The sequence below is a fragment of the Clostridium sp. 19966 genome, from assembly GCF_032335695.1.
In the GTDB taxonomy this organism is placed as follows: Bacteria; Bacillota; Clostridia; order Clostridiales; family Clostridiaceae; genus JACTOJ01.
In genome coordinates this window covers 89,212-106,867 of sequence record NZ_JACTOJ010000006.1, presented here as the reverse complement: position 1 = coordinate 106,867, position 17,656 = coordinate 89,212, and the positions used below count along the sequence as shown (strand labels likewise).

The 17,656-nt window shown below is 30.2% G+C and carries 24 protein-coding genes; 23 read left to right on the top strand and 1 reads right to left on the bottom strand.

Annotation, left to right across the window (positions count from 1 at the left end):
* Nucleotides 1-38: 38 nt before the first annotated feature.
* The 3 genes from IAI10_RS08080 to IAI10_RS08070 all read left to right on the top strand — a co-directional run bounded on the left by IAI10_RS08080 (nucleotide 39) and on the right by IAI10_RS08070 (nucleotide 2,978).
* Nucleotides 39-803, top strand: a complete 765-nt coding sequence (locus IAI10_RS08080) for an exodeoxyribonuclease III (protein ID WP_315672792.1) — start codon at nucleotides 39-41, stop codon at nucleotides 801-803.
* Between the two features lie 69 nt (nucleotides 804-872).
* Nucleotides 873-1,988: a class I SAM-dependent RNA methyltransferase gene (locus IAI10_RS08075; protein ID WP_315672791.1), complete on the top strand. Its 1,116-nt coding sequence runs from the start codon at nucleotides 873-875 to the stop codon at nucleotides 1,986-1,988.
* Nucleotides 1,989-2,099: 111 nt separating this feature from the next.
* Nucleotides 2,100-2,978: a polysaccharide deacetylase family protein gene (locus IAI10_RS08070; protein WP_315672790.1), complete on the top strand. Its 879-nt coding sequence runs from the start codon at nucleotides 2,100-2,102 to the stop codon at nucleotides 2,976-2,978.
* 18 nt (nucleotides 2,979-2,996) lie between these two features.
* Here IAI10_RS08070 and IAI10_RS08065 read toward each other — a convergent pair whose 3' ends face one another.
* Nucleotides 2,997-4,721, bottom strand: coding sequence for an NFACT RNA binding domain-containing protein (locus tag IAI10_RS08065; protein ID WP_315672789.1), 1,725 nt, complete (start codon nucleotides 4,719-4,721; stop codon nucleotides 2,997-2,999).
* A 178-nt stretch (nucleotides 4,722-4,899) separates the two neighbouring features.
* Here IAI10_RS08065 and IAI10_RS08060 point away from each other — a divergent pair, with 178 nt between their 5' ends.
* From IAI10_RS08060 to IAI10_RS07965, 20 genes are all read left to right on the top strand, one after another.
* The gene (locus tag IAI10_RS08060; RefSeq protein ID WP_315672788.1) at nucleotides 4,900-6,417 is read left to right on the top strand and encodes a GspE/PulE family protein; all 1,518 of its coding nucleotides are present in this window, start codon (nucleotides 4,900-4,902) and stop codon (nucleotides 6,415-6,417) included.
* On the top strand, nucleotides 6,404-7,594 hold the full coding sequence (locus IAI10_RS08055; protein ID WP_315672787.1) for a type II secretion system F family protein: 1,191 nt from the start codon (nucleotides 6,404-6,406) through the stop codon (nucleotides 7,592-7,594). The genes IAI10_RS08060 and IAI10_RS08055 overlap by 14 nt, the downstream gene beginning before the upstream one ends.
* A 15-nt stretch (nucleotides 7,595-7,609) precedes the next feature.
* Nucleotides 7,610-7,987: a prepilin-type N-terminal cleavage/methylation domain-containing protein gene (locus IAI10_RS08050; protein WP_315672786.1), complete on the top strand. Its 378-nt coding sequence runs from the start codon at nucleotides 7,610-7,612 to the stop codon at nucleotides 7,985-7,987.
* A complete protein-coding gene (locus tag IAI10_RS08045) occupies nucleotides 7,983-8,429 on the top strand; it encodes a Tfp pilus assembly protein FimT/FimU (RefSeq protein ID WP_396334359.1) in 447 nt (148 codons plus the stop codon). Before IAI10_RS08050 ends, IAI10_RS08045 begins: the two co-directional genes overlap by 5 nt.
* Complete coding sequence (locus tag IAI10_RS08040; protein ID WP_315672784.1) at nucleotides 8,413-8,850, top strand: hypothetical protein; 438 nt, start codon at nucleotides 8,413-8,415, stop codon at nucleotides 8,848-8,850. The genes IAI10_RS08045 and IAI10_RS08040 overlap by 17 nt, the downstream gene beginning before the upstream one ends.
* Nucleotides 8,807-9,316, top strand: a complete 510-nt coding sequence (locus IAI10_RS08035) for a prepilin-type N-terminal cleavage/methylation domain-containing protein (protein ID WP_315672783.1) — start codon at nucleotides 8,807-8,809, stop codon at nucleotides 9,314-9,316. Before IAI10_RS08040 ends, IAI10_RS08035 begins: the two co-directional genes overlap by 44 nt.
* A 77-nt stretch (nucleotides 9,317-9,393) precedes the next feature.
* A complete protein-coding gene (locus IAI10_RS08030) occupies nucleotides 9,394-9,708 on the top strand; it encodes a hypothetical protein (protein WP_315672782.1) in 315 nt (104 codons plus the stop codon).
* 19 nt (nucleotides 9,709-9,727) lie between these two features.
* Nucleotides 9,728-10,399 carry a hypothetical protein gene (locus IAI10_RS08025; RefSeq protein ID WP_315672781.1) on the top strand — a complete coding sequence of 224 codons (672 nt, stop codon included), beginning with the start codon at nucleotides 9,728-9,730 and terminating at the stop codon, nucleotides 10,397-10,399.
* Nucleotides 10,400-10,439: 40 nt separating this feature from the next.
* A complete protein-coding gene (locus tag IAI10_RS08020; protein WP_315672780.1) occupies nucleotides 10,440-10,850 on the top strand; it encodes a hypothetical protein in 411 nt (136 codons plus the stop codon).
* Nucleotides 10,851-10,854: 4 nt separating this feature from the next.
* The gene (locus IAI10_RS08015; RefSeq protein ID WP_315672779.1) at nucleotides 10,855-11,247 is read left to right on the top strand and encodes a hypothetical protein; all 393 of its coding nucleotides are present in this window, start codon (nucleotides 10,855-10,857) and stop codon (nucleotides 11,245-11,247) included.
* Between the two features lie 202 nt (nucleotides 11,248-11,449).
* A complete protein-coding gene (gene efp / locus IAI10_RS08010; RefSeq protein WP_315672778.1) occupies nucleotides 11,450-12,007 on the top strand; it encodes an elongation factor P in 558 nt (185 codons plus the stop codon).
* A 25-nt stretch (nucleotides 12,008-12,032) separates the two neighbouring features.
* Nucleotides 12,033-12,428: a CD1247 N-terminal domain-containing protein gene (locus IAI10_RS08005; protein WP_315672777.1), complete on the top strand. Its 396-nt coding sequence runs from the start codon at nucleotides 12,033-12,035 to the stop codon at nucleotides 12,426-12,428.
* A gap of 143 nt (nucleotides 12,429-12,571) precedes the next feature.
* Complete coding sequence (spoIIIAA, locus tag IAI10_RS08000; RefSeq protein ID WP_315672776.1) at nucleotides 12,572-13,489, top strand: stage III sporulation protein AA; 918 nt, start codon at nucleotides 12,572-12,574, stop codon at nucleotides 13,487-13,489.
* A 2-nt stretch (nucleotides 13,490-13,491) separates the two neighbouring features.
* Nucleotides 13,492-14,007 carry a stage III sporulation protein SpoIIIAB gene (spoIIIAB, locus tag IAI10_RS07995; protein ID WP_315672775.1) on the top strand — a complete coding sequence of 172 codons (516 nt, stop codon included), beginning with the start codon at nucleotides 13,492-13,494 and terminating at the stop codon, nucleotides 14,005-14,007.
* A gap of 57 nt (nucleotides 14,008-14,064) precedes the next feature.
* Complete coding sequence (gene spoIIIAC, locus IAI10_RS07990) at nucleotides 14,065-14,262, top strand: stage III sporulation protein AC (RefSeq protein ID WP_315672774.1); 198 nt, start codon at nucleotides 14,065-14,067, stop codon at nucleotides 14,260-14,262.
* Between the two features lie 8 nt (nucleotides 14,263-14,270).
* Nucleotides 14,271-14,654, top strand: a complete 384-nt coding sequence (gene spoIIIAD, locus IAI10_RS07985) for a stage III sporulation protein AD (protein WP_315672773.1) — start codon at nucleotides 14,271-14,273, stop codon at nucleotides 14,652-14,654.
* 8 nt (nucleotides 14,655-14,662) lie between these two features.
* Nucleotides 14,663-15,820 (top strand): stage III sporulation protein AE, encoded by a 1,158-nt coding sequence (spoIIIAE, locus tag IAI10_RS07980; protein WP_315672772.1) that lies wholly within the window; start codon nucleotides 14,663-14,665, stop codon nucleotides 15,818-15,820.
* A gap of 39 nt (nucleotides 15,821-15,859) precedes the next feature.
* Complete coding sequence (spoIIIAF, locus tag IAI10_RS07975; RefSeq protein WP_315672914.1) at nucleotides 15,860-16,411, top strand: stage III sporulation protein AF; 552 nt, start codon at nucleotides 15,860-15,862, stop codon at nucleotides 16,409-16,411.
* Nucleotides 16,412-16,466: 55 nt separating this feature from the next.
* Nucleotides 16,467-17,063 carry a stage III sporulation protein AG gene (spoIIIAG, locus tag IAI10_RS07970; protein WP_315672771.1) on the top strand — a complete coding sequence of 199 codons (597 nt, stop codon included), beginning with the start codon at nucleotides 16,467-16,469 and terminating at the stop codon, nucleotides 17,061-17,063.
* A 42-nt stretch (nucleotides 17,064-17,105) separates the two neighbouring features.
* The gene (locus IAI10_RS07965; RefSeq protein ID WP_315672770.1) at nucleotides 17,106-17,633 is read left to right on the top strand and encodes a SpoIIIAH-like family protein; all 528 of its coding nucleotides are present in this window, start codon (nucleotides 17,106-17,108) and stop codon (nucleotides 17,631-17,633) included.
* Nucleotides 17,634-17,656 lie beyond the last annotated feature (23 nt).

Sequence of the window (17,656 nt, the reverse complement as noted above, 5' to 3'; positions counted from 1 at the left end):
GATTATATCAGTTATTTTTTTAATAAGAGGTGATAAACTTGGAAATATTATCATGGAATGTTAACGGTCTTAGAGCTGTTATGAAAAAGAATTTTAAAGAATGGCTGTTAGAAGCCTCTCCAGATATATTATGTATTCAAGAAACAAAACTGCAGGAAAATCAGCTTATAGAAGATATAACTAATATAGGTGAATATAAATCCTATTATAGCTTTGCAGAGAAAAAAGGTTACAGCGGAGTTGCCACCTATACAAAGGCTGAACCTAAAGCAGTAAGGCATGGTATTGGCATAGAGGAGTTTGACTGTGAAGGAAGAATACTTATTACAGAATTTGAGGATTTTGAACTTATGAATATATATTTTCCTAACGGTCAGCGAGACGAAGAGAGATTGGATTATAAATTAAGGTTTTATGATGCGCTGCTGGATTTTGCAAATGGGGAAGTTAAAGCAGGAAAGAAGCTTGTCATTTGTGGAGATTATAATACAGCTCATACAGAAATGGATATAAAGAATGCCAAAGCTAATGAAAAAACTTCAGGATTTTTGCCCATAGAAAGAGCTTGGATTGATAAATTTATTGGTGAAGGATATACGGATGTATTTAGAAAGCTTAATCCAGATACAATAAAATATTCCTGGTGGAGTTATATGTTTAAGGCTAGAGAGAGAAATACAGGCTGGAGAATAGACTATCATTTCGTATCTAATAATCTGATGGATAATGTAGCTGAAGCTGATATATTAAATGAGGTCATGGGATCCGACCATTGTCCTGTAAGTATAAAATTAAACTTATAGAGTATATTAGAACAACACTGATTTAAAACAGAGCCTAAAAAAATTACATAGTTGAGCAAGGAGCATTATATGGAATATGAATTAATAGCAACCTCTACTTTTGGCATAGAAGCTATAACAGCTAGAGAGCTAAAAGACTTGGGATATGATGATTTAAAAGTAGAAAACGGCAAAGTAACTTTTAAAGGGGACGATATGGATGTAGCCATAACTAATATATGGCTTAGAACAGCAGATAGAATTCTTATAAAGATTAAGGAATTTACTGCTAGAAGCTTTGAAGAGCTATTTCAAGGTACAGTAAATATTCCTTGGGGAGATATTATACCTGTAGATGGCAAAATGCATGTGGTAGGAAAATCTATAAAGTCTACTTTGTTTAGTGTTTCTGATTGTCAATCTATAGTAAAAAAAGCTGTTGTTGAATCTATGAAGCACAAGTATAAAAGAGATTGGTTTGAAGAAGATGGACCTATTTATAAAATTGAAGTTGCACTCTTAAAGGATGTAGTTACTCTGACTATTGATACATCTGGCGCAGGGCTTCATAAAAGGGGATATAGAGAAAATGCTGGAGCAGCACCTTTGAAGGAAACCTTAGCTGCTGCATTAGTTATAATAAGTAAATGGGATAATAGCAAAGTTCTGTCTGATGTGTTCTGTGGTTCAGGGACAATACCTATTGAAGCAGCAATGATAGGAAGGAATATGGCACCAGGCATAAATAGAAGCTTTGTGTGTGAAGAATGGCCCTCTATGGACCCTGCTATCTGGAATCAAGTAAGAGAAGGAGCTAGGAAGGCTGTTAATTCAGAGGATTTTAAAATATTTGCTTCAGATATTGATGGAAGAGTTCTTAAAACTGCTAAAGAAAATGCAGAAAAGGCAGGAATATCCCAACATATATTTTTTCAGAAGCTGCCTATGCAAGAATTTTCTTCTAGCAAAAAGGGAGGATATATAATAACTAATCCTCCTTATGGAGAAAGGTTAGGAGAGAAAAAAGAGGTTGAAGAGCTTTATAAAATCTTAGGAAGCAAATATGAAAAACTTAACAACTGGCAATTTTATGTTCTTACAGCTTATGAAGGATTTGAAAATATTTTTGGATATAAATCAAGTAAAAATAGAAAACTTTATAATGGCAAGATAAAATGTTATTATTATCAATACATGAATAAATAGTTTTATTTTTAAATAAGGGAAGGCATATTGCATTCCCTTATTTCATATTTATCTATAAATTTATGAAACTTTAATTTAGATTTGTAGTATTATTTATAGGGGGATGATAGCTTGAAAAAAAAACACATCAGAATTAATAAAAAAAGGTTCTTAAAAACTATAGGGACAGTTACGGCTTTAGCAATTATTTTTTTCATAGGTTTTTTTTCAGTAAACAAGTTAATTGAAAATAAAAAACCCAAAACTGCTGCTGTAAATGTAAAATCAGTTCAATCTGCTGCAAATAATAATACCGTACCTAAAAATGAAGTTAAAGAAAATAGTGCTAATCCAGCTTTCACTACTAATGTTCCTGCAGGTGAGTACAAGCCTTGGCAGGAAAGAAGAGGTGATGGTAAAAAGATTGCTTATCTGACTTTTGATGATGGACCGTCTATTAACACTCTTAAAATATTAAATATTTTAAAGCAAAATAACATAAAGGCAACCTTCTTTCTTATAGGAAAGAATGCAGAGAGCAATCCTGATTTAGTAAAAGAAGAGATAGCAGAGGGACATGTGGTTGGCAATCACACATATAGCCATCCCATAAGCTATTGGAAAATAGGCCCGGAAAAGCTTATGGAAGATGTGAATCATGCTGATAGAGTATTGAAATCTATTTTAGGCGATGAATACAATAAAAAGCTGGTTAGATTTCCGGGAGGCTACATGGGGCATGGTGAAGTAGTGACTCCTTATAAAGAGGCAATGATTAAAGCCGGATATCATTTTGTGGATTGGAATGATGAAACAGGAGATGCAGACCATAATAATGTACCAGTAAATATGCTTGTAGCAAACCTTAAGAAATACACTAATATTGCTAATAGCAATACCTTAGTGGTACTTATGCATGATGCTGCTGCAAAGAGTACTTCTGTGCAGGCACTTCCGCAGGTAATAGAATATTTAAGAGGAAAAGGATACGATTTTGGGGTATTAGAATAAAAGCGGCATAGGCCGCTTTTATATTTTTTCTAATTTAATATCATAAGGATCTACATATAAAGTTTTGTTTGTTGAGTAAATAACCATTCCAGGTTTAGCTCCAGCTGGCTTTTTAACATTTCTTACTTCAGTATAATCTACAGGAACTTTTGTAGAATTTGAAGCCTTACTGTAGAAAGCAGCTAGTATAGCAGCCTCTGTTAATGTGTTATCAGGAATATCTTTTGCTTTAGCTTTTATTATTACATGTGAACCTGGAATATTTTTTGTATGCAGCCAAGTATCTGTTTTATCCGCAAACTTTAAGGTCAAATGATCATTTTGAATGTTATTTTTGCCTACATAAATCTCTATTCCGTCATTGGACTTAAAGTGAAGGGGACGAGAAGGCTTTATTTTATTTTTCTTGGAGCTCTTTTTATATCTTATATATCCAGATTCCACCAATTCCCTTCTGATTTCTTCTATATCATCATAATTTTCACTGGCAGAAACATTAGTCAATACAGAATTTAAATAATCAAGTTCATCTTGATTTATTTTAAGCTGAAGGATTGCACCTTCTTCAGATTTTTTCAGTTTATTATACTTCTTGTAGTAATATTGAATGTTTTCAGAAGGAGTTTTGTTGGAATCCAAAGGTATATCCACATATTCGCCATTATCAATATAATAATTCAATAATTTTACAGATTTTTCACCAACTTTCAACGAATAAAAATTTGCAGTTAAAAGCTCTCCGAAAAGTGAATATTTATCTTTTTCTTTGCATTCTTCTAATGTATGTGTTAATATAGCAAATTTTTTATTGCATCTTTCAATATTGTTCATAAGAAGTTTATGCAAATCTGAGCTTTTTTGATTAAGCCTATCCTGCTTATCTTTTTCATAATAAAAAGTATCTAAAAGTCCGCTGGCAGTATTGAAACTTTTGGTATTTAGATGCTTAAGAACTTGAAGATTTATGCAGTGAAAGTCTTTATAATTATTTTTATCATCAAAATATAAAGTAAACTCAAAAGAAGAATTTTTCATTTTTGAAAAAAAAGCAGAACATACATCATAGTAAGCTTTCCATTCGTTAGAAATTTCTTTTAAGCATAAGCCGTGAAGCTCCTTTGACACTAAGGAACTGACTCCTGAAAAAACATTAGAAAATAATTTTTCATTAAAGCTAAGCTCATGAGATTTTATATAGCTTTCAAATTCATCATAAGAAAAAGACATTGGATTTAGCTTATCCGTACTTGGGGGATATACATAGGTAGTATTTGGATACAAACATCTATATGTATTTATATCAGGAGTAATATGTTTAATACTATCCATTACTATGTTGTCTCTCTGCCTTACAAGGCTTATATTGCTGTGTCTCCCCATTATTTCAATAATAATAGAATAAATGCTGTTAAAACCCATTTCGTCTGTATTTTCTACATCTATGATAAGAATTCTATCATTGCCTAGCTGATGTACATCTATTATTCTTCCACCCACTAAATATTTTCTCAACACCATGCAGAACATAGGTGCTTGAATAGGGTTTGGTTTTGTTATATTGGTAAAGTGTATCCTAGGATAAGAAGAGCTTGAACTTATCAATAATTTCTTGCTGTAGGAACTGCAGCGAATTCCCAAAATCACTTCATCTTTTTCGGGTTGATTAACTTTATCTATTCTTCCATCAATGATGCATTTAAGCTCATTGTAAAGAGCATTTAGAAATATACCATCTAGTGCCATGTTGCAATCATCCTTTCGTAAAACATGCAATTGAAACGGTTTTATTTATATGTTATGCCATATTAGTTTAATGTGTCAAGTAAAGCATTCAAAACAAAGCCAAAAAATAAAATTTATGACCTGATTAAAAAATATTATTTTGTAAATAATTTGAATAAAATGCTTCGTTGGAGGTAATATGGAAAATAAAAATATTCAATGCATAAATTTGGACAGCATAGATAAAGCACTCTTTTCTATCATTCCCATGGAATTTGTACTTAAAAATAAGATTTTGCCTATAAAGCAAGAAGAAAATACTCTTTTTGTTGCTGTATCTGCTTATGATGCTGAAGTATTAGGTCAGCTTAAGATAATGACTAGATTAAACATTAAGTGTATTAAAATTGAGGATATGAAATTAAAAAGTTTGATTAAAGAAGCTTATCAAGTAATAGGCATAAATAAAGCTATGAAAGACTTATTGGAAAGCATAAAGAAAGTAGAAGGGGCTTCTGCTTCGAAAATAGGAACCAAGGCAGAGATAATGGAATCTCCAGCAGTAAAATTAGTTGAATATATGATAAATGAAGCAATAATTAAAAATGCTAGCGATATACATATAGAGCCAGGTGAAAATGAAGTCAAAGTCAGATATAGAATTGATGGTAAATTATTTGATGCACTGACTATACTTAATGAAATATACAATAATATTGTGGTTAGAATTAAAATTCTTTGCAATATGGACATATCAGAAAAAAGGATTCCACAGGATGGAGGCTGCCAATATAAACTTAAAGAAGCGGATTATGATTTAAGGATATCTACTATACCAGTAATATTTGGAGAAAAAATAGTAATAAGGATTCTTTCTAGCAAAGATGAATTTTCTTCAATAGAAAAATTGTATTTAAACAAAGGAGATGTAAATTTATTAAGAAAGCTTTTATTGAAAAGCCATGGAATCATACTAGTTACAGGACCTACTGGCAGCGGAAAGACAACTACTCTATATTCCATGCTGAATGAATTAAGAAAAAGGAATCTTAATATTACTACTATTGAAGACCCAGTGGAATATACATTACAGGGTATTAATCAGATAAATGTGAATATAAAAGCAGGGATAACCTTTGCCAGGGGACTAAGGAGCATCCTCAGACAAGACCCCGATGTGATAATGATTGGAGAGATAAGAGATGAAGAAACTGCTGCCATAGCTATAAGAGCGGCTATAACCGGACATTTAGTTATATCCACGCTTCATACCAATGGCACCTATGCTACTATAGATAGACTTTTAGAGATGGGTATAGAAAAATATCTTTTAGCAGATGCACTAATAGCAGTTATATCTCAAAGATTAGTGAGAAAGATTTGTACTAAGTGTAAGAAAATATATATCCCAAATGAAGAAGAAAGGAATATTCTAAAAGAAAGCTTAAAGGGAAATGCTTATAAAGGGACGGGATGCATCAGCTGCAATCACAGTGGTTATCATGGGAGAGTGGCTGTGAGTGAAATCCTTATGGTAGATGATGAAACTAAAAGATTTATAATGAAGAAAAATAATATTTACATAAAACCTCAACAAAGCAATATGATAAAAAATGCTATGGATATGATAACAGAAGGTATAACAACTATAGAGGAATTGATGATTTTATCAAACGGAGACATTCACTTAATGGGTGAGCAATGTGAAAAAATATAAATATGTTAGCCTGACTCAGGCAGGAAAAATAAAAAAAGGTATATGTAATTTTAATGATGAGGAAGAATTAAGGAAACATGTTTATGGCAAGGGTGAATATTTAGTACAGGTCAAAGAAATCAAGAAAATTTATTTAGCACAATATAAAGGCAGGATAAATTCAATGGAACTTTCGGTGCTATGCAGACAGATATCCTCAGCATTGGAAAGTGGAATAGGAATTTTACCAGCCTTAGGAATGGTTTCTAAACAAATTAATAAGGGAAACATATTAAGAAAATTTAATGAAGTAATTGGATATTTAGAGCAAGGATTGATGCTTCATGAGGCTTTATATATTTTATCGGATTTTTTTCCTAAATTTATGATTGATATGGTAAAAATAGGAGAAAGTACAGGTAGATTAGATACCGTGTTTGATAAACTTTCAAAGCATTATTACGATGAAAGCTGTCTTAAGCAAAAGCTTATAGGAGCAGCTATATATCCTCTATTTATTTTTATCACATGTATAATAACAGTAGCGATTTTAATGATGACAGTTATACCTAGTATGGTGGATATGATAAACAGTTTGGGTGGAAAAATTCCAATTGTTACAGAAATGATTTTAAACTTTAGTATATTTCTAAAGCATAATATAATAATTTTAATATTTATGATTTCTTTGGTGATTATTACTAGTTACTACTTTATAAAAAACAATAAAATAGATTTCTTTATGATAGTAAAACGTCTGCCACTTATTGGAAAAGTATGTGTAAGAAAAGAGATTTATAAAATAATTGAATGTATAACCATACTATATGGAAGTGGGTGCAGTATTTTAAAATCCCTTGAAATAGCTTACGAAATTACTAACAGCAATCATGTGAAAAGGGAAATATTTGAGGCAATAAAGGTTATGAAGGAAGGTGGAAGTGTATATGATACGTTCTCATCTATAGACATCATGGATGAACTTACTATTTCATTTGTAAGCCTAGGCGAGGATACAGGAAAATTAGATTACATGCTTACAAAATTGCTGAAAATAGTAGAAGAAGATATCAACATAAGACTTCAAAAAATAACTCAAATGATAGAGCCTGTTGCCATAATAATAATCGGAGTATTAGTAGGAGGAATAATAATATCTATAGTAATTCCTATGTTTAGTATTTATGATAGTGTATAGAAAAAGGTGAGAGCAGTGAAAAAATCTCAAGGATTTACTTTAATTGAATTAATCATTGTATTGGCGATCCTAGCTATAATAGCATCAATAGCAGAAGCTAATTATTCCTATATTATTGGTAGTGCCAAAAATAAATGCGCGGTAAGTAAAGGAAATGAGATATATGAGGCTGCAGTTATAATATATGTAAATGATGAAAATACCATAGTAAAAACAGACGTAATAAAGGGAGTTAAGGATATTACTGATGAAGATATAACTATAAATAATATTGAAGATAAAAAGATGTCAATTGAGTATTTATACGATAACAGAACATATTCTATGAACATTAATTTCTCAAAAGAGGAATTTAATATAATGGATAAAGATGGGAGATGTATAAGCAATTAAAAGAAAAGCTGTTACTTTAATCGAACTTATAATAGTTTTAGCCCTAATGTGCATTTTATCAACTATTTTTGCTGGATATATAACTAATTATAAAAAAACTACAAAATTGCTAGCTGAAAAAAGTTTTAGCAATAATATTATAGGCTATGTAAATAATGCTAAAAGTTATTGCTATGAGAATAGGGTTGACGCTACTTTATCTGGTGATGTTCTTGGGAATAAGCTAATACTTTCTAATGGAGTAAAACAACTAAGCATATTTAAATTTCCTAATAATTATAAAATCATAAGTGCTGTTAATTTAAATGGAAAGGGTTTTATAATGATTCACAGCGATGGATCAGTCTCATCTAAACTTAGAATCAATTATCAAGATAACGATAATAAAAAAAATAAAGCTATAACAATAAGCTGGGGTATCGGGTATGTGGAATTTTCATAAAAAGGGCTATATGCTGCTAGAAGCTTTAGTAGCCTTATCAATGGTTATGGTATTTATAACTACTGCTCTGTCTATAGAATTATCAACATTAAAGTTAATTAAATATGACAAAAAATTAGAAAATTATATGGATATTATAGATATTATAGAGGCTTCTATTGATAATAAGTATAAATATGATGAGATAGAAAAATTAAAGGAAAGCCCTATATGGTACATCAATGATGATGATTTAAATTATAAATCCATAGAAGATAGGGGATTTGCGGAAGCTTTAAATCCAATTGCATTTACTCCATCAAATATAGCTATAGATGTAAGCGGAGAGAAAATATTAACTGTTCACATAGTTGCAAGAGTAAAGGAAGGTACCAGAAGTGAAGTTTTGGAACATAGATGTTATAAAGCACAATACAAATAAAGAAAAGGGATTTACATTAATTGAATGTATTATAGCTTTGTCTATATTAACTATAGTATTTTTATGCATAGCGAAGGTATTTAGTCATTATAGCTCTCTATACGGCAATTATAATATCAGTCAAAAGGAAGAGTCTAATGTGGATGAAGCCTTTAGGATTATATCCAGTGCAGTTGAAAAAGGCAATGATGAAATAAGAACTGCAAGTGGCACTATAAGGATGCATAAGGTAGTAGAAAGCGATGATATAGTTTGTTTTTTACATACTGAAGATAACAATTTAAAATTTGAACATATAGTTAATGGTAAAAAAGATGGCACTGGCGGGTTGATATTGGAAAGGATAGCCAATATAAATATAGAGCAGTATAGTCAGACAATATATATAGAAATTGTAATGGAAACGGGGAATAAATATACAAAATGTTTAAATGCCAATCATCAAAATGTAGTAGAGGATATGTAATTATTTATGCATTATTTATTGGAATTATAATATTGAGTTTGATTCTATCTATTTATAAAATGGCGGTTTACAAAGATATGAGATTAGCTCAAAAAGCAAGCAAATATAATTACAATGAAGAGAGAACACTTGAAAGAGAAACTATTTTTAATCAACTATTTATATCATTAAAAGATAAAGGAGTATTAAGCAGCAAGGAAGATACTATAAAGTGTATGAGAGATAATCCTACTCTAGTTGATATTATATGCGGTAAATCTAATTCTAAATTTGATAATGCAGGTGATTTAATAAGGCTGGAATACAGGGGAAGTTCTTACGAGGATGTAATACAATATTATGATATAAGGGTTTCTATGAATAAAATGGATTTTATTTTAAAAAAATTCTAAAGGAGTTATATATTTTAAAGTGAAAACAAAGGTGTTAATATTAAAAGAGGATAATATTGGAGAAGCAAAGCAAAGAATTAGTTCGGATAGTAAGGCAAATTACTGTTTTGTCTTATATGAAGAAGACATATGTATTATTAACATAAAATTGCCTAAAGTAAAAAAGAAACTTATGGACAAAATTGTAGAAAATCAAATGCTGCATAAATTTATGAACATGGAACAAATAAGCTTCAGTTATTCAATTAATAATATAAACAATAATATTTGTGATGTTTTTGTATACTGCATAAATAGTTATAAATTGGAAATATTAAAAGAAATGAATAAAAAAAGAAGAGTAAGAGGGATATATTTAATACAATTCTGTTATATGGAATATGTTATTAGAAATTTCAATGTCAACACTTTCTTAATAGCAGCGAAATCAGGAGATACTTTATATTTTATAGGCTGCGAAAAAGGAAAGCTTAAGTATAGCTCTATTTTAAAAATAAATGAACTTCAGGATGTAAACAGTTTTTTTATTGCTGCATTACAAAGTGCATTTACAAATAATGATGATGAACAAGTGTATTTACTAAATTGCAGCGAATATTTTGATACTAGCTTTCCTAAAACTCATATAATAAGAGTAGATTGTTTTCAGGAGGAGATTTTAATAAAAAAATATGTTGAAGAAATTAAATGAAAAAAATGATTTTACTCCGCTGTGGTACAGAAGAAAGTCTATGGGAAAAGAGATTAAAATACGAATAGGCGTCATATTAATTATTTTCGTATTAGATGTCTTTATATATTTGTTTTATATAAAAGATGAAAAGAGTTATTATAGCAATGAGAAAATAAATTTGACTAACAGCACTATACCTAACAAACCTAATGAGGTTATTCATCAGCTAGACAGTTATGACTATTATGGTTATATAAAAAAAGATTTAGTTAAAGATATTAATATTAATGAAATTGATTGCGCAGGTAATCAAATAGATATGAAGGTAAGCAGTAACAAGCAACAGGTACTTTTGGATTATATTTGTGCTATAGGAAAGGAACAGAATTTAAAAATATCTGAATTATCACCTATAGAAAGCAGTAAAGATGGTTATAATATGAGAATAAAGATATTATTCAAGAGGTAGCTGTATGAGAAAAAATGTATTGAATGTATTGGGAATAATTTTTATATTATTTATGTTTGTAGAAATTATTTTTATTCATAATAAGATATATTCTAAAAAAGAAATAGAAAATATCCATAAAGATAAACCTATTAATAATATTGTTTCTGCTGAAGGTTTATCAGATGGAAAATTGGAATTGGGAGATTTATTGAATAATTTGTATGCTATTGAGAAAAATATAAAAGTAAAATCAATATCATTGAACAATAATGAAGCTAAGGTAGATTTAGAAGTCATGGATGAAAAAGGTATTGAAGATGTAAAAGCAATTAATTCAAAAGTTAAAATTCAACATATAAATAAAAAGGCAGATTCAAACATGAGTATTACATGCATATTTGAAATAGAAAAGTAATTAAAATATGTATAAAACAAGCATATTTTAAAATAATAATTGCAAATACAAAATAGTTTTGATAAAATAGGATTGGTCTGTAAGTATTTAATATACATAAAGTTTAATATAGGTATGGTAAATGAAGTTGGATTAAAAAACTTATCCTATTCATAGTGCTATTTACCTTTAGTTAATTAATTTGATTTTGGAGGGATACTGAATGATTTCAGCAGGAGATTTAAGAAAAGGAACTACTTTTGACCTAGATGGACAAGTATATACAGTAGTTGAATTCCTACATGTTAAGCCAGGAAAAGGAGCAGCTTTTGTAAGAACTAAACTTAGAAATGTTATTTCTGGAGGAGTTACAGATAGAACTTTTAACCCTACAGAAAAATTGCAGGATGTTGTTATTGAAAGAAAAGAAATGCAGTATTTATATACTGATGGAGAACTTTATTATTTCATGGATCAGGAAACATTTGAACAGATTCCTTTAAACTACGAAAAAGTAGAAGATGCAATTAAGTTTTTAAAGGAAAATATGTTTGCTGTTATAAAATTCTACAAAGGAGAGGCTTTTTCAGTAGAAGCTCCAAATTTTGTTGAACTTCAGATAATTGAAACTGAGCCAGGTTTCAAAGGAAATACAGCAACTAACACATTAAAGCCAGCTAAAGTAGAAACAGGAGCTGTAGTAGGTGTTCCTTTGTTCGTAAATGAAGGAGATATGATAAGAATAGACACTAGAACAGGGGAATACATGGAAAGAGTTTAATCCTTATAAAAAAGGGAGTGGTTATATGGAATCTATAAAATCTAAGATGACTTATATTCAAGGTATGATTGAAGGTCTTGAGTTAGATTCACAATCTAAAGAAGGAAAAGTTATATGTGAAATAGTAAAGGCACTTGAATTAATATCGGATAAAATATCAGATATTGAAGAAACTCAATTGAATTTACAGCTTTATTTAGAAGCTATTGATGATAATATGCAAGATATAGATGAAAGCTATGATGAATGTTCAGAGTATGAAGATGAATTTGATGAAGATTCATTTACAGAAATACAATGTTTAGATTGTGGTGAAAAAATTTATGTAGATAAATCCATAATAGATAACCATGAAAATATAAAGTGCCCTAACTGTAGTGGAGATATAATAAAAAATTATTTTAAAAATATAAATCAATAGTAAATATTCAACAAAAAAATCCTTAAGGAAATCCTTAAGGATTTTTTTGTTTGTTAGTAATAAATTGGGCACTAGTAAAATATGAATTAAATATGAAAGGAGGTGAAATATTACTCTGAAATATTTTTAGAGTGATAAAAATTATGAACACAAAAGAGATAAGAGATATTTTGCCTGAAACCATAAAAAGAGCTTTATTTGAATATAGTAATATGGATTACCTGCAAGAGATAAGAATAAAGGTTAACCAACCAATAATAGTACAAGATAGAAATGAAGAACACATAATAAGCTATAAGGTAAATAAAGAAGATATGAAAATAATGATGCAAAGGATTAGTAATTATTCCATATATGCCTTTGAGGAAGAAATAAGACAGGGCTTTATAACTATAAATGGCGGGCATAGAGTTGGGCTATGTGGAAAATGTGTTGTAGAAGACAATAGGGTTAAAACCATAAAAAATATATCATCCATTAATATAAGAATATGTAGACAGATTATTGGGTGCTCTGATCGATTTATGAATTATCTATATGAAAAAAACCGAATGCTTAATACTATAATTATTTCTCCGCCTAAATGCGGGAAAACTACTATATTGAGAGATATTGCAAGGAATGTATCTAATGGCATGAGAAGTATTAATAGTACAGGTAAAAAGGTTTGTATAGTAGATGAAAGAAGCGAGATTAGTGCCTGTAGTGAAGGCATTCCACAGTTAGATGTAGGAATAAGGACTGATGTACTTGATAATTGTATGAAATCCGAAGGCATAATGATGGCAATAAGAAGCATGTCTCCTGATGTTATTATATGTGACGAAATAGGAACAAGTAAAGATATGGAAAGCATACTTTCTGCAATGAGCTGCGGAGTATCTATAATAACAACTATCCATGGGGACGATATTCAGGATTTTTTACAAAGGATAGTATTCAAAGAACTCATTGACAATCATGTGTTTAAACGAGCTATAGTGCTCAGTAATAGGCGGGGAGCAGGTACTTTGGAGAATATATACAACCTTGAAAAAATGGCTTCTGCTATGGAGGTATAAAAATGATTAAAACAATGGGAATATTGATAATAATATTATCCAGTACCGCTTTAGGATTCATGTTAGCAGAAAATATAAAAAAGAGATACATACAACTTAAGGAGTTACAAGCGGCAGTATTTCAACTTCAAAATGAAGTGTTTTATACAAGAACAGAACTGCCGGAAGCTTTTAGGAGAGTGGGTGATAAATGTAAATTTCCTATAAATAACTTGTTTAACAATGTTTCCAGGATGCTTGTAGAAAATGAAATAAATAGTGTATACGAAGCTTTCGACTATAGCATGGATAAAGATAAAAATCTTTATATAACAAATGAAGATAAGGATATACTGCTGAATTTAGCCAGATCCTTAGGCGAATCTGATTTAGAAGGACATAGAAACTCTTTTGAACTTACCAATAATGATTTAAAATACAGAATTGAAGAAGTAAATATGAAGTTAAATAAAGATAAAAAGATGTACAGATATTTAGGGTTTTCTTTTGGGGCAGTGGTAGCGATATTGCTAATTTAAAGAGTTCTTTTAGTGCTATTGTTAGCGTCTTAACAAAATACAAGGAGGTAAAGTGAAATGCTAGATGTGAGTCTACTTTTTAAAATAGGGGCCACAGGAATATTGTTAATAATATTAGATAAGGTACTTAAAAGTAATGGTAAGGATGACATAGCAGCCATAACAAATTTAGCGGGGATAGTAATAATATTAATGATGGTTATAAATCTTATTAATAAACTTTTTGAAGCAGTGAAAACTATGTTTTCTCTTTAGGTGAAAAAATGGATATTGTTAAAATAGTTCTATTCGCTTTCATAGCTCTTTTCATAATCCAAATTTTTAAGGGGAAAAGAGATGACATAGCTATACAGATAAGTATGGTTGCCGGAGTAGCTATATTTTTGTTTATGATTTCAAAAATAACTGCTGTAATACAGTTTCTGCAACAATTAGCAATTAAAGCAAATATAGATGTAACTTATTTAAACATAGTAATAAAGATTTTAATTATTGCTTATTTAGCTTCGTTTTGCAGTGAAATATGTAAAGATGCAGGGGAAAGCAGCTTAGCTTCGAAGGTAGAGTTTTGCGGAAAAATATTAATATTAGTTATGGCAATCCCAATTTTAATGGCTGTATTGCAGTCAATTCTAAAGATACTGTAGGTGAAAAAATGAAAAGGTACATAGTTATTTTTGTATTGATAATGATATTTTGCGTCCCTTTGAGGGTATGTGCAGATACTAATAATGCTGGACTAAACAGTAATGAGCAAGCAAAAGTTGACAGCCTTTATGACTATATAAACAATATGAAAGATAAATTAGATGGGTTAAATGATTTAGATATAAATCAGTATGTAAATAATTATATAAGCAGCGGTAAAAGTGATATTTCCATGAACAAAATATACGGTGTTGCCATTAAGTATATTTTTAAAGAATTACTTGCATCTGCAAAATTAATGGTGTCCGTAGTAGTTATTGCAATATTGGCAGCGCTAATAAATAATCTGCAGTCAGCTTTTTCAAATGATAAGCTGGCTAATATAGCTTTTTATGCATGCTATTCTGTTTTGATATTGGTTATATCTAAAAGCTTCTTGTTAGGGATAGACCTTGCAAAGACTACAATAAACGGAATGGTAGATTTTATGATGTCTCTAATTCCCGTACTTATAATGCTTATTGCAGGAAGCGGAGGAGTATCTGAAGCAACGGTTATGGATCCTATAATAGTGACAGGAATTAATGTGGCGGCAAGAATATATGTTACAGTAATAATTCCACTAATATTAGCTGGATTCATATTACAATTTGTAAATAATATATCTGATGAATACAAAGTAGACAAGCTAAGCAAGCTAGTAAATCAATTTGCACTTTGGGCTCAAGGAATACTGATGACCATATTTATTGGAGTGATTACTATTAGAGGCATAACCTCAAATACAATGGATGTGGTGACCACTAAAACTGCTAAGTTTGCTGTGGACAATTTTATTCCTGTGGTAGGTAAATGCCTTTCAGATGCAATATCCACAGTGGCAGGATATTCTCTTTTACTTAAAAATGCATTATCAACTTTAGGACTTATAATAATTGTCATAGCTATGGCATTACCCATAATAAAAATATTTATTATGGCTATGCTTTATAGATTTACAGCAGCTATGGTAGAACCCATAAGTGATAAGAGGATAGTTAATTGTATAACCTGTGCAGGAGAATCTTTAATACTTATTATGTCATGCCTTATATCTGTTACGGTAATGTTTTTTATTATGATTTCCATACTAGCCTCTTCCGGAAAAGTATTAGTAGGAAGCTAAATATTCTACACTAAAGAAAGGATGTTTAATTTGGAGAGTATGCGTGGATGGATAATTAATATTTGTACAGCTGTATTTTTTATTACGGCGGTAGAAATGATTATGCCAAATAATAACTTTAAGAAATATTCAAAATTTGTATTAGGGCTCATACTTATAGTTGTTATTATGAATCCTTTAATAAAAATGCTAGGCAATAATAATATGGATACCTACATTAATCAGGGAATAAATAGTCTTTATTCTACCAGTAACAACTTGACTGAAGATAATAATAGTACTCAAAGTACAGTTGATACTTTTGAAGAAAACTTAAAAAAAGTTTGTGAAGATAAATTAAAGCAAAAATATCCTAAAGAAAGTTTTGGGGTGGAAGTTAAAGCTAAATACGATAAAGATAAGAAAATCTACAATATTGCTAATATTGATATTACTGAAAATTCTGATGCTGTAAAGCCTATTGAGAAAATAGAGATAGGAAAAAGTGAGCAGGAAGGCAGTGATAAAAAAGAAACTGAGCATGCCTCAGAAATAAAAAGTTTTTTAGGCAGCGAATTAGGTATATCACAAAATATTATAAATGTAAGCTGAAAATATGATTTGAATTTCACAATGGAATCATAAAACAAACAAGGAGGATAGGGAGATGGACTTTAATAAATTAACAGAGTTGTTAAATAAGTTGACTAATAAAAAGAATATGTCTAATATAATTATACTTTTTTTAGCGGGCGTATTGCTGTTAATTGTTTGCGATTTTTTTAAAGGAAGCTCAAAAGAATATAATGCGGATACCAATGCGGCTAAGACAGCGGCTACTGCATCTATATCAGGAAGCAGCGATTTAGATGCATCAGAAACTAAGCTTGAGTCTGAATTAAAGAATATTTTATCAGGAATAAAAGGAGTGGGAAAAGTAGATGTTATGATACATTTTTCTAGCGGGGAGGAGACGGTACCGGCTATAAATTCTCAAAATGGCAAAAGTACTACTACAGAAACTGATAATCAAGGAGGGAAGAGGGAGACAACACAGAACAACGAAAGCACTACTGTTGTTATGAATTCGGATAACGGAGAAAACAAACCCGTTATAACAAAAAAAATGACCCCGGCTATATCAGGTATTGTAATAGTAGCACAAGGAGCTGATGATGCAGATGTGAAAGATGATATCACATCCGCGGTTTCAAGTTTGTTTGGAATACCAAATTATGAGGTGAGTGTATTTTCCATGAATTAGAAGCATATAATTTATTAGAAAATAGATGGGAGGAATAGATATATGAATAAAAAACAAGCAGGGATAATAGTTACTTTATTAGCACTAATAGTATGTGCTGGAATACTGGCAGCAAAGGTGAATGGATCTTTAAATCAGGTTACAGGAGATGGTTTTGATACTTCGGGCTTAGCTACGTTTAACAAGGATAATAAAACTTCGAGCACAAAAACAACTAATGATTATTTTACAGTGGCTAGAAATAAAAAGGTGCAGGATGATAACCAAAACCTGTCTCAACTTAAAACTATAGCTGATGACAAAAACATGACAGATGAAAACAGAAAGCAGGCTCAACAAAAACTATCAGAAGCAACAACTGCCAATAACTATGAAAAAAGAATAGAAGAGGTGCTTAAATCAAAAGGTTTTGAAGATGCAATATGCTATTTAGAAAGTGACAATAAAAAGGCAAGAATTATAATTAAATCAAATTCAAATGAACTTTCTCCAAGTCAAGGAGCTCAAATACAGGATACTGTTAAAAGCGTGGCAAATATAACAAATGTTGAAGTTCAAATAAAGCAATAATATTTGTAAAGCTGAAGCATATT